This is a genomic window from Lelliottia sp. AC1 (assembly GCF_023278595.1).
In the GTDB taxonomy this organism is placed as follows: domain Bacteria; phylum Pseudomonadota; class Gammaproteobacteria; order Enterobacterales; family Enterobacteriaceae; genus Enterobacter; species Enterobacter nimipressuralis.
In genome coordinates this window covers 4,064,643-4,076,923 of record NZ_CP025699.1, presented here as the reverse complement: position 1 = coordinate 4,076,923, position 12,281 = coordinate 4,064,643, and the positions used below count along the sequence as shown (strand labels likewise).

8 protein-coding genes are annotated in these 12,281 nt (G+C 56.4%); 6 read left to right on the top strand and 2 right to left on the bottom strand.

Translation table 11 applies throughout. The annotated features are described in order from the left end of the window. Positions 1–14 precede the first annotated feature (14 nt). The 3 genes from glgC to glgP are packed head-to-tail and all read left to right on the top strand — an operon-like array spanning position 15 to position 5,209. Positions 15–1,310: a glucose-1-phosphate adenylyltransferase gene (gene glgC, locus C0560_RS19425; RefSeq protein WP_248859266.1), complete on the top strand. Its 1,296-nt coding sequence runs from the start codon at positions 15–17 to the stop codon at positions 1,308–1,310. Continuing rightward, positions 1,310–2,746, top strand: coding sequence for a glycogen synthase GlgA (gene glgA, locus C0560_RS19420; RefSeq protein ID WP_100778578.1), 1,437 nt, complete (start codon positions 1,310–1,312; stop codon positions 2,744–2,746). Before glgC ends, glgA begins: the two co-directional genes overlap by 1 nt. A gap of 15 nt (positions 2,747–2,761) precedes the next feature. Continuing rightward, the gene (gene glgP / locus C0560_RS19415; protein WP_248859265.1) at positions 2,762–5,209 is read left to right on the top strand and encodes a glycogen phosphorylase; all 2,448 of its coding nucleotides are present in this window, start codon (positions 2,762–2,764) and stop codon (positions 5,207–5,209) included. Between the two features lie 69 nt (positions 5,210–5,278). On the opposite strand, the gene glpD is transcribed toward glgP, so the two are convergent. Then, positions 5,279–6,787, bottom strand: coding sequence for a glycerol-3-phosphate dehydrogenase (glpD, locus tag C0560_RS19410; RefSeq protein ID WP_100778580.1), 1,509 nt, complete (start codon positions 6,785–6,787; stop codon positions 5,279–5,281). Positions 6,788–7,002: 215 nt separating this feature from the next. Between glpD and glpE the strand changes: the two genes are divergently transcribed. From glpE to C0560_RS19395, 3 genes are read left to right on the top strand one after another with little or no spacing between them, the layout of a single operon-like run. Next, on the top strand, positions 7,003–7,335 hold the full coding sequence (gene glpE, locus C0560_RS19405; RefSeq protein WP_100778581.1) for a thiosulfate sulfurtransferase GlpE: 333 nt from the start codon (positions 7,003–7,005) through the stop codon (positions 7,333–7,335). A gap of 47 nt (positions 7,336–7,382) precedes the next feature. Then, complete coding sequence (gene glpG / locus C0560_RS19400) at positions 7,383–8,213, top strand: rhomboid family intramembrane serine protease GlpG (RefSeq protein ID WP_248859264.1); 831 nt, start codon at positions 7,383–7,385, stop codon at positions 8,211–8,213. Between the two features lie 16 nt (positions 8,214–8,229). Then, a complete protein-coding gene (locus tag C0560_RS19395; RefSeq protein WP_100778583.1) occupies positions 8,230–8,988 on the top strand; it encodes a DeoR/GlpR family transcriptional regulator in 759 nt (252 codons plus the stop codon). Positions 8,989–9,066: 78 nt separating this feature from the next. On the opposite strand, the gene malT is transcribed toward C0560_RS19395, so the two are convergent. Beyond that, positions 9,067–11,772, bottom strand: a complete 2,706-nt coding sequence (gene malT / locus C0560_RS19390; protein WP_100778584.1) for an HTH-type transcriptional regulator MalT — start codon at positions 11,770–11,772, stop codon at positions 9,067–9,069. Positions 11,773–12,281 lie beyond the last annotated feature (509 nt).

Here is a 12,281-nt window from a genome sequence, read left to right as displayed (position 1 = left end):
AAAAGGAGTTAGTCATGGTGAGATTAGAGAAGAACGATCCCTTGATGTTGGCGCGCCAGTTACCCTTAAAAACGGTCGCGCTGATACTTGCTGGTGGACGTGGTACCCGTCTGAAAGATTTGACAATCAAGCGTGCTAAGCCTGCCGTTCACTTTGGTGGTAAGTTCCGTATTATCGATTTTGCATTATCCAACTGCCTGAACTCCGGTATTCGCCGTATCGGCGTGATTACTCAGTATCAGTCGCACACCCTGGTGCAGCACATCCAGCGCGGCTGGTCATTTTTCAGCGAAGAGATGAACGAGTTTGTCGATCTGCTTCCGGCGCAGCAGCGCGTACACGGTGAAAACTGGTATCGCGGCACGGCCGATGCGGTGACGCAAAACCTCGACATCATTCGCCGCTACGGCGCGGAATACATCGTGATCCTCGCGGGCGACCATATCTATAAGCAAGACTACTCACACATGCTCATCGACCACGTCGAAAAAGGGGCGCGTTGCACCGTGGCGTGTCTGCCGGTGCCCGTTGCTGAAGCGACGGCGTTCGGCGTCATGGACGTGGACGAGAACGACAAGATTATCGATTTCGTCGAGAAACCGGCTAACCCGCCGACCATGCCGACGGACGCCACTAAATCCCTCGCCAGTATGGGCATCTATATCTTTGATGCCGATTACCTTTATGAACTGCTGGAAGAGGACGACAAGGACGAGAATTCTAGCCACGACTTCGGCAAAGATATCATCCCGAAAATCACCAAAGCTGGCATGGCTTATGCACATCCCTTCCCGCTGTCCTGCGTGCAGTCTGACCCGGATGCCGAACCGTACTGGCGCGACGTGGGTACGCTTGAAGCGTACTGGAAGGCGAATCTCGATTTAGCCTCCGTCACCCCGGAACTGGATATGTACGACCAGAACTGGCCGATTCGCACGCACATGGAATCGCTGCCGCCGGCCAAATTTGTGCAGGACCGTTCCGGTAGCCACGGCATGACGCTGAACTCGCTAGTGTCGGGCGGGTGCATTATTTCTGGCTCAGTGGTGGTGCAGTCGGTGCTCTTCCCGCGCGTTCGGGTGAACTCCTTCTGCAATATCGATTCGTCGGTACTGCTGCCGGATGTGTGGGTGGGGCGCTCGTGTCGTTTGCGTCGCTGTGTTATCGACCGTGCCTGTGTGATCCCGGAAGGGATGGTGATTGGAGAGAATGCGGAGGAAGACGCTCGCCGCTTCTACCGCTCAGAAGAAGGCATCGTGCTGGTCACGCGCGAAATGCTGCGCCAACTGCAGGTCAAACAGGAGCGATAATGCAGGTTTTACATGTATGTTCTGAGATGTTCCCGCTGCTGAAAACGGGCGGGCTGGCGGATGTACTGGGCGCACTTCCGGCGGCGCAAATTGCGGAAGGTATCGACACCCGCGTGCTGCTGCCGGCTTTTCCTGATCTCCGCCGTGGCATTCCCGACGCGCAGGTGGTGAGCCGTCGCGACACGTTCGCCGGGCGCATCACCCTGCTGTTTGGCCATTACAATGGCGTCGGCATTTATCTGATTGATGCACCGCATTTGTACGATCGTCCAGGGAGCCCGTACCACGATACGAACTTATTCGCCTATACGGACAACGTGCTGCGTTTTGCGTTGCTCGGATGGGTGGGCGCTGAAATGGCGGTCGGACTCGATCCCTTCTGGCGCCCGGAGATCGTCCACGCGCACGACTGGCACGCAGGGCTGGCTCCCGCCTATCTGGCAGCGCGCGGCCACCCGGCAAAGTCGGTCTTTACGGTGCACAACCTGGCGTATCAGGGTATGTACTACGCCCATCATATGAATGACATCGATCTGCCATGGTCGTTCTATAACATGCACGGGCTGGAGTTTAACGGTCAGATTTCGTTCCTGAAAGCGGGGCTGTACTACGCCGACCACATCACGGCGGTCAGCCCGACTTACGCACGCGAAATCACCGAGCCGGAGTTTGGCTACGGCATGGAAGGGCTGTTGCGCCAGCGTCATCGCGAAGGACGCCTGTCGGGGATCCTCAACGGCGTCGATGAAAAAATCTGGAGTCCGGAAACGGACCTTTTGCTGGCCTCGCGCTACAACCGTGATTCGGTGGAAGACAAAGCGGAAAACAAGCGCCAGCTGCAGATTGCGATGGGGCTGAAGGTGAACGACAAAGTGCCGCTGTTCGCCGTGGTCAGCCGCCTGACCAGCCAGAAAGGGCTGGATCTGGTGCTGGAAGCGCTGCCGGGGCTGCTGGAGCAGGGCGGTCAACTGGCGCTGCTGGGGGCAGGCGATCCGGTGTTGCAGGAAGGTTTCCTTGCCGCTGCCGCCGAACATCCGGGGCAGGTCGGCGTGCAGATTGGTTATCACGAGGCGTTCTCGCACCGCATTATGGGCGGCGCGGATGTCATCCTGGTGCCAAGCCGCTTTGAGCCGTGCGGCTTAACCCAGCTGTATGGACTCAAGTACGGCACGCTGCCGCTGGTGCGCCGCACCGGTGGACTGGCCGATACCGTATCGGATACGTCGCTGGAGAATCTGGCGGACGGCATCGCCACCGGTTTTGCCTTTGAAGACAGCAATGCCTGGTCGCTGCTGCGGGCGATTCGGCGGGCATTTGTTCTGTGGTCGCGTCCCTCTTTGTGGCGTTTCGTGCAACGCCAGGCGATGGCGATGGACTTTAGCTGGCACGTTGCGGCGCAGTCGTACCGCGATCTTTATCAACGCTTGATGTCATAAGGCGGAGTCACTGATATGAATGCACCTTTTAGTTATGCATCCCCGACACTTAGCGTAGAGGCGTTAAAGCATTCCATCGCCTATAAGCTGATGTTTACCATCGGGAAAGATCCGGTGATCGCCAACAAGCACGAGTGGCTGAATGCCACGCTGTTTGCCGTGCGTGACCGTCTGGTCGAACGCTGGCTGCGCTCGAACCGCGCCCAGCTCTCGCAGGAAACCCGTCAGGTCTATTACCTGTCGATGGAGTTTTTGATTGGCCGCACCCTTTCCAACGCGCTGTTATCGCTCGGGATTTACGACGATGTCAAAAACGCACTGGAAGAGATGGGGTTAGATTTAGAAGAGCTGATTGATGAAGAGAACGACCCCGGTTTAGGCAACGGTGGTCTGGGCCGTCTGGCGGCGTGCTTCCTCGATTCGCTGGCGACGCTGGCCCTGCCGGGGCGCGGGTACGGGATTCGCTACGATTACGGCATGTTCAAGCAGAACATCGTCGACGGACGGCAGAAAGAGTCGCCGGATTACTGGCTGGAGTACGGCAATCCGTGGGAATTTAAACGCCACAATACGCGCTACAAAGTGCGCTTTGGTGGCCGCGTGCAGCTCGAAGGCAAAAAAAGCCGCTGGCTGGAGACCGAAGAGATCCTGGCGGTCGCTTACGATCAGATTATCCCCGGCTATGACACTGACGCCACCAATACATTGCGTCTGTGGAACGCCCAGGCCAGTAGCGAAATCAACCTCGGTAAATTCAACCAGGGCGACTACTTCGCGGCGGTGGAAGACAAAAACCACTCCGAGAACGTGTCGCGCGTGCTGTACCCGGATGACTCCACCTACTCCGGGCGCGAACTGCGTCTGCGTCAGGAGTATTTCCTGGTGTCGTCGACTATCCAGGACATTTTGAGCCGCCACTATCAGCTGCACAAAACCTACAACAACCTGGCCGAAAAGACCGCGATTCACCTCAACGACACCCACCCGGTGTTGTCGATTCCCGAACTGATGCGCCTGCTGATGGATGAGCACAAGTTCAGCTGGGACGAGGCGTTCGAAGTGACATGCCAGGTGTTCTCTTACACCAACCATACGCTGATGAGCGAAGCGCTGGAGACCTGGCCGGTCGACATGCTCGGCAAGATCCTGCCGCGCCATCTGCAGATCATCTTTGAAATTAACGACTACTTCCTGAAAACGCTCCAGGAACAATATCCGAACGACACCGGGCTGTTGAGTCGCACGTCGATTATCGATGAGTCCAACGGTCGTCGCGTGCGTATGGCGTGGCTGGCGGTGGTGATCAGCCACAAGGTGAACGGGGTGTCCGAGCTGCACTCGAACCTGATGGTGCAGTCGCTGTTTGCTGACTTCGCGAAAATCTTCCCGATGCGCTTCTGCAACGTCACTAACGGCGTCACGCCGCGCCGTTGGCTGGCGCTGGCGAACCAGCCGCTCTCGGAGGTGCTGGATGAAAACATCGGTCGTACCTGGCGTACCGATCTCAGTCAGCTGAGCGAACTGGAACAGCACGCCGATTTCCCGACGGTGAACAAAGCGGTACGCGACGCCAAGCTGCTGAACAAAAAACGCCTCGCGGTGTACATGGCTCAGCACCTGAACGTCATCGCGAATCCGAAAGCGCTGTTTGACGTGCAGATTAAACGTATTCACGAGTACAAACGTCAGCTGATGAACGTGCTGCATGTGATCACCCGCTACAACCGCATCAAAGCCGATCCGACGGCGGATTGGGTGCCGCGTGTGAACATTTTTGCCGGTAAGGCCGCCTCGGCGTACTACATGGCGAAGCACATCATTCACCTCATCAATGACGTGGCGAAGGTGATCAACAACGATCCGCAGATTGGCGACAAACTGAAGATCGTCTTCATCCCCAACTACAGCGTGAGTCTGGCGCAGCTGATCATTCCGGCGGCGGATCTCTCCGAGCAGATTTCGCTCGCGGGGACCGAGGCGTCCGGGACCAGTAACATGAAGTTTGCCCTGAACGGCGCGCTGACCATCGGCACGCTGGACGGTGCTAACGTCGAGATGCTGGAGCACGTCGGTGCGGACAATATCTTTATCTTCGGGAATACGGCGGAAGAGGTGGAGGAGCTGCGCAAGCAGGGCTACAAACCACGCGAGTATTACGAGCAGGATGAAGAGCTGCGCGAAGTGCTGACGCAGATTGCCACCGGCCTGTTTAACCCGGAAGAGCCTGGCCGCTATCGCGATCTGGTGGATTCCCTGATTAACTTCGGCGATCACTATCAGGTGCTGGCGGATTATCGCAGCTATGTGGATTGTCAGGACAAGGTGGACGAGCTGTATCGCCATCAGGAGGAGTGGGCCACCAAAGCGATGCTCAATATCGCCAACATGGGCTATTTCTCATCCGACAGGACCATCAAAGAGTATGCCGAGACCATTTGGCATATTGATCCGGTGCGGTTGTAAACGCAAAACGGCAACGTAAGTTGCCGTTTTTTATGTCTTCGCCCTCACGCTGTTTGGGAGGGCGGGGCATTACGATGCCAGTGACAATTTACGCTTTCCCGCATGTTGGGCCAGCCACTGCGCCACGCGCGATTGCTGCTCCGCATCCAGCCACATTCCCTCTTTGGTACGACGCCAGATGGCATCGTCCAGACGGCGCACCCACTCGTGCTCGACCAGGTAACGCAGCTCCGCTTCATACAACTCATGACCAAAATGTTCACCGAGATCGGCGAGCGTTTTCGCTTCCCCCAGAATCCACTCGGTATTGCTACCGTAAGTGCGCGCGTAATGGCGTGCCATGGATTCGGTAATAAACGGATAACGGCGGCGCAGTTTTGCCGCAAAGTCATCGCGGTCGCTGCCGATATCACCGCCAGGCAGCGTCGCCCCTTTGGTCCACGCCGGGCCGATACCTTTGTAGTACGGCGTCAGTTTTTCCAGCGCATGTTCCGCCAGCTTACGGTAGGTCGTCAGCTTGCCGCCAAAGACCGACAGCAGCGGCGCCTGGCCGTCAACGTCATGAATATCGAGCGTATAGTCACGGGTGATCGCCTGCGGTGAATCAGATTCGTCATCGCACAGCGGACGCACGCCGGAGTAAGTCCAGACCACGTCATCGCGGCCCAGCTGTTTCTTAAAGTGGGCGTTATAGACTTTCAGCAGGTAGCCGATTTCGCTCTCGTCGATTTCAACGTTCTTCGGATCGCCTTTGTACTCCACGTCGGTGGTGCCGATGATTGAAAACTCGTCCATCCACGGGATCACAAACACGATACGCTTATCTTCGTTTTGCAGGATGTAGGCCTGCTTCTGGGTGTGTACGCGCGGAACAACGATATGGCTGCCCTTGATCAGGCGGATGCCGTACGGCGAAGGCAATTTCATGCCGTCGTCAAAGAACTGTTTCACCCACGGGCCAGTGGCGTTCACCAGGCCGCGCGCCTGCCAGCTGAATTTCTCGCCGGTATCGATATCTTCGGCTTCCACAATCCACAGCCCGTTTTCACGGCGTGCAGCGGTGGCGCGAGTGCGGGTTTTGACCTCGCCGTCTTTCTTCACGACCATCTGGGCGTTCGCCAGCACCAGACGCGCATCGTCTACCCAGCAGTCGGAATATTCGAATCCGCGCACGATTTCCGGTTTCAGAACCGATTCTGAGCCAAAACGCAAACCGGTCGATCCCGGCAGACTGGTACGTTTACCCAGATGATCGTACATAAACAGACCAATTCGGATCATCCATGCCGGACGAAGATGCGGGCGATGAGGCAGACGGAAACGCATCGGAATCGCCAGGTGAGGGGCCATTTTCAGCAGCACTTCACGCTCCGCCAGCGCTTCGCTGACCAGGCGGAACTCGTAGTGCTCCAGGTAGCGCAGGCCACCGTGGATCAGTTTGGAGCTGGCGGACGACGTCGCGCAGGCGAGATCGTTGGCTTCCAGCATCAGTACAGATAACCCGCGTCCTGCAGCATCCGCCGCAATACCGGCACCGTTAATGCCACCGCCTATCACAATCAGATCTTTGGTTTCCATATCACCCTCACGCACTTTCGTTAAAGCTCAGAAATGTTCGATATCGCTCATAATAGCAAAGGAACGCTCTTTTGGTAACATCAAAAAAACAATTTTGAGTGATAGAGATAACATAATGGCGTTTCGCCGCCGCCAGGACGTACACTACGGGGTAAAATAGTTTTCCCCTCTTCCTGCGGGAGAGCGCACCAAACCTGAAAAACGAAGAGAATCGAATGGAACAGTTTGAATGCATTAATGTAGAAGAAGCCCATCAGAAGATGCACCAGGGAAAGGCGGTGCTGGTGGATATCCGCGATCCGCAAAGTTTTGCGATGGGCCACACGCCGGGCGCGTTTCATCTGACGAACGACAGCCTGGGCGCGTTTATGCGCGATAACGACTTTGAAACGCCAGTGATGGTGATGTGCTACCACGGCAACAGCAGCAAAGGTGCCGCGCAATACCTGCTCCAGCAGGGTTATGACGCGGTATACAGCGTTGATGGCGGCTTCGACGCCTGGCATCGTCATTTTCCGGCGGAAGTAGAACACGCCTTTGGCGGCTGACGCAGTTATACTGTCCTCTTTTGTACGGAAATAAGCGACTGCCGCCCATGTTGATGATTACCTCTTTTACGAACCCGCGCGTCGCTCAGGCGTTTGTCGATTATATGGCGACGCAGGGTGTGATCCTGACGATTCAACAGCATATGCAAACCGATGTCTGGCTTGCTGATGAAAGCCAGGCGAATTTTGTTAACACCGAGCTGGCGCGCTTTCTTGAAAACCCTGCGGACCCGCGCTACCTGGCGGCCAGCTGGACCTCCGGCCATACGGACAGCGGGCTGCACTATCAGCGTTTCCCTTTCTTAGCCACCGTGCGCGAGCGCGCCGGGCCGTTTACCCTGCTGCTGATGGCGGCCTGTATTCTGGTGTTTATCATCATGAACGTGGTGGGCGATCAGCAGGTGATGATTGCTCTGGCCTGGCCGTATGACGCTTCGGTGCAGTTTGACGTCTGGCGCTACTTCAGCCATGCCCTGATGCACTTCTCGGTGCTGCATATCCTCTTTAACCTGCTGTGGTGGTGGTATCTCGGTGGCGCCGTTGAGAAGCGCCTCGGCACCGGTAAACTCGTCGTCATCACCGTGATCAGCGCCCTGCTGAGCGGCTATGTGCAGCACAAGTTTAGCGGCCCGTGGTTCGGCGGTTTGTCCGGCGTGGTGTATGCGTTAATGGGCTATGTCTGGCTGCGCGGCGAGCGCGACCCACAAAGCGGCATCTATCTGCAACGCGGGTTAATCACCTTTGCATTAATATGGCTCATTGCCGGATGGTTTGATCTGTTTGGTATGTCTATCGCCAATGGCGCACACGTTGCCGGGCTGGGCGTGGGGCTGGTAATGGCCTTTGCTGATACGCTGAATGCGCGAAAACGAACATAATTCCCAGGGATATTTCATGAAACAAACGCAACGTCATGACGCCATTATCGAACTGGTTAAAAAGCAGGGATACGTCAGCACCGAAGAGCTGGTGGAGCAATTCGCCGTCAGCCCGCAAACAATTCGTCGTGATTTAAACGACCTGGCCGATCAGAACCGTATTCTGCGCCATCACGGCGGCGCGGCCCTGCCGTCCAGCTCGGTGAATACCTCATGGCATGACCGTAAGGCGACGCAAACCGCAGAGAAAGAGCGTATTGCCGCCAAAGTGGCGAGCCAGATCCCCAACGGCGCGACGCTGTTTATTGATATCGGAACGACGCCAGAAGCGGTGGCCCATGCGTTGCTCAACCATGAAAATCTGCGCGTGGTCACCAACAACCTTAACGTCGCCAATACCCTGATGCAGAAAGAAGATTTCCGCATCATCCTGGCGGGCGGCGAACTGCGCAGCCGCGACGGCGGAATCATTGGTGAAGCGACGCTCGATTTTATCTCCCAGTTCCGCCTCGATTTCGGCATCCTTGGGATCAGCGGCATCGACAGCGATGGTTCTCTGCTGGAGTTTGATTACCATGAAGTGCGCACCAAACGGGCGATTATCGACAACTCGCGCCACGTTATGCTGGTAGTGGATCACTCGAAATTTGGCCGTAACGCGATGGTAAATATGGGCAGCATCAGCATGGTCAATGCCGTGTACACCGACGTAATGCCGCCAGCGGGGGTGTTGCAGGTGATTAAGGACAATAACGTTCAGTTAGAGCTGTGCTAATCCCGGTCCGGGCGGCGGCAGCGCCTCCCGACTGACTTAACTTCAGGCCCGGCAAACGTCCCGCCGCCGGGCATTGCATTACACGCCGTAACCCATCATCTTCAGCAATTGCTGCGCATGTTGCACCGCATCCTGACGATGCGCCACGCCGAGTTTCTGATACAAATTGCGAATATGGGTTTTGATGGTGGTCGCCGCGACCGCCAGCTCGCCCGCAATCTGTTCGTTGCTGTAACCCGAATAAATCAGCCCCAGAACCTGCCATTCACGCTGGGTGAGTGGGCTGGTGCGAATCAGCTCCGGCACTTCCGGGTGGTTCAGCAGACGTTCGACAAAGTTCTCATCAAAATGCGCGAACTTGTGGCGATGATGCTGGTTAATCTCTCGCAGAATACGCTGGGCGCGGTGCTGATCCAGCTCCGGCAGGGTGTTGAGTTGAATCAGCTGACGCAGTTGCTGCGCCATCGTTTCGCCTTCAATCACAAAGTGGCTGATAAATCCGGTGCGGTTCGCCAGCTGTAATGCTTCCAGCAAGACGCGTTGTGCGTCATTTTTCCGCCCTGCCTGCCAGTAAAGCTGATTGAGCAGCAGCAGGTTGCGATTCAGATCGCTCATCAGACGCAGACTGCGGGCGTTTTCGTTCAGCTCTTCGAGCACAATTTCCGCAGGCTCAAACTCACCGAGCAGGATCTGCGCGCGGGCGATGTTGCGCCACTGGCTTTGCAGGAAGTGGTTATTGGCAAATTCCGGTTTTGGCGTCTGACGCAGCCAGTTGGCGGCTGATTTCTTATCGCCGATCATTTGCCAGTAAATCACCCGGACTTTATCGGCGTTGGAAACCCAGTCGCTATGGTACTGACCATTGCCCAGCAGGTTTTCCAGACGGTTCAGATGGTTGCGGGCGTTATCCAGATCGCCGCGCGCCAGCGAGCACTGCACCAGCAGCGCCAGACATTGCAGCTGCTGCTGCGGCTGGAAGGTGGAGAGAACGTCAACGCCATGACGGGCAGAGGCTTCGGCCTCATCGAGACGCGCCCAGGCCCACAGCAGCTGTGCGCGAATACGCAGCAGGAACTCGTGCATCGGCAGCTGTTCCAGATGTTGATCCTGAATCAGCTGGAACGCTTTTTCCTGCGTCTCCCAGGCGGCTTGCAAGAACCCCTGAGCAAATAAGATTTCGCTCTGCTGGATCATGCTCCACAGAGCGTAATGCCAGACGTCATGGCGGCGGGACATCTGCTCCGTCTGCTGCATCAACGACAGAGAACGGGTGAGATCCCCTTTGCAGTGCAGCACTTCCCCGTGGACCGAGGTGGCGACAATGCGGCTGTAATAGTTCGCCAGCGGCAGCTCGTCGAGGGCGATCATCGCCAGACGTTCGGCCTCTTCCTGGTCGCCATCGTTGATGGCCACCTGCGCGCGCAGGGCGTTAAATTCGCCGTGCAGCGTACCGTCCATCTCGCCTTTCATCTCTTGTTCGGCGCGGGCCAGCAGGGTGTTCACTTCGCTGTAGCGGTGCTGGCTCTGCATCAGCCACGCCTGCAACAGGACAAGACGCGGATTTTCCAGCAGGCTTTCCCACGGCAGGGCGCGGAGTGACTCTTCGAGCAGGGTCAGCTCGCTGTGGTTGAACAGGCCCCAGGCGTGGTTGAGCAGGATATCGCGCAGCATGTTGGCGTCACCGGCGGCGAGCGCGTGGTGGATCGCTTCGCTTGGGAAGCCTTGTGCCATCCAGCTTTCCGCTGCGGAGCGGTGGACGTCGGGTAATTCGGTGGCCATTTCCCACTGACAGCGCTGGCGCAGGAAGTTGCCAAACAGCGGGTGGAAGCTGAACCATTCGCCGGAGTCGTCCATGCGTTGCAGGAACAGCCCCTGACGTTCAATCTCTTCGAGGCGCATCTGGCCGTTGTCTTCGCCAGTAACGCGCACAATCAGCGCATCGTTCATGGAGCGCAGTAGCGAGCTTTTCAGCAGGAACTGGCGGGTCGCCGGGTCAACGCTGTTCAGCACTTCGTCGACCAGATAATCGGACAGGTGGCTGGCATTAATGCCCGCCAGGCGGCGCGCAGACTGATGCGTCGGGCTGTTATTCTGACGCGCTGAGAGGGCGATGAGCTGCAACGCGGTTGCCCAGCCGGCTACGTCGTCGCACAGGCGGCTGCTTTCTGAGGCTTCAATCGGCGAACTGAGGCGGCAGTCAAAGAACTGTTTCGCTTCCTGATGGTTAAAGGCCAGCTGTTGGCTGCCCACTTCGAGCAGCTGATCGCGCACGCGCAGGTTGGCAATTCCCAACTGCGGTAGATTACGTGACAGTACCACCAGAGTCAGGTTCTCCGGCTGATGGCGCAGGAAGAAACGCATGGATTCATGGATCACCGGATTGGTGATCAGGTGGTAATCGTCAATCACCAGGAACAGCGGGCGATGCCATTCGGCCAGCTCAATGAACAGCTGGGCGAACAGGGAGGAGAGGCTGGCGTACTGGCGTTTTTGCACCATCACTTCGCTGGTGACGCAATGCCCGTTAGTCGCCTGCTGTATGGCGGCGATCAAGTAGCTGGCAAAGCGCTCCTGCTGGTTATCGCCCTCATCAAGGGAGTACCAGCCTAAATCGCTTTTGCCTGCGGCCCACTGTGAGATGAGCGTTGTTTTTCCATAACCTGCAGGACTCGTAACCAGCGCCAGTCGGAAATTATTCGCGCCGGAAAGTTTCGCCAGCAGACGTTCGCGGACCACAGTATGGTCAAGACGAACCGGGCGACTTAATTTGGACGGAATCAACATAAGTTTTTCACTTCACTGTGGGGAAACGAGGAAAATCGATTTTTTTTGCGCTTCGTAATTAATTGATATAAGGTCGGCCAGAAAAGGAACTATTGCAAGTTATGTCCGTCTTTTCTATCCCTTAATTTGCACTCTGTCACAAAATTATTTCTCATTGACCGGGAACTTTCCTAGATGCCCTATATCCCGCATGGATGCTGGCTTGTATGCATTTAGTGCGCTTATCCTGAAACTGGTTTCATTAGGCGATTCTCATCACGAAGTTAATAAATAACCGGTATAGTTATTCCTGGAAAATAACCCTCTGAGAAAGGCCTAAAAGCAAGAAATATTATTCCTGGTAAGCAATCATTTCTGCTGTTATTAATTTCATCCGAAACTGCATTTCATTTTTTTGACACTCTTCCCGTTTATCCTCGCGCCGTATTGGCACACTCGTTCTATGCTCACAGAGTGGCCTTGATCACACTTTTGCGCTCATCCCCGCTACTCCTCCCTGTCTAATCCTT

Coding starts and splice junctions, on each gene's coding strand:
- glgC (WP_248859266.1), top strand. CDS start 15: ATGGTGAGATTAGAGAAGAACGATCCCTTGATGTTGGCGCGCCAGTTA.
- glgA (WP_100778578.1), top strand. CDS start 1,310: ATGCAGGTTTTACATGTATGTTCTGAGATGTTCCCGCTGCTGAAAACG.
- glgP (WP_248859265.1), top strand. CDS start 2,762: ATGAATGCACCTTTTAGTTATGCATCCCCGACACTTAGCGTAGAGGCG.
- glpD (WP_100778580.1), bottom strand. CDS start 6,787: ATGGAAACCAAAGATCTGATTGTGATAGGCGGTGGCATTAACGGTGCC.
- glpE (WP_100778581.1), top strand. CDS start 7,003: ATGGAACAGTTTGAATGCATTAATGTAGAAGAAGCCCATCAGAAGATG.
- glpG (WP_248859264.1), top strand. CDS start 7,383: ATGTTGATGATTACCTCTTTTACGAACCCGCGCGTCGCTCAGGCGTTT.
- C0560_RS19395 (WP_100778583.1), top strand. CDS start 8,230: ATGAAACAAACGCAACGTCATGACGCCATTATCGAACTGGTTAAAAAG.
- malT (WP_100778584.1), bottom strand. CDS start 11,772: ATGTTGATTCCGTCCAAATTAAGTCGCCCGGTTCGTCTTGACCATACT.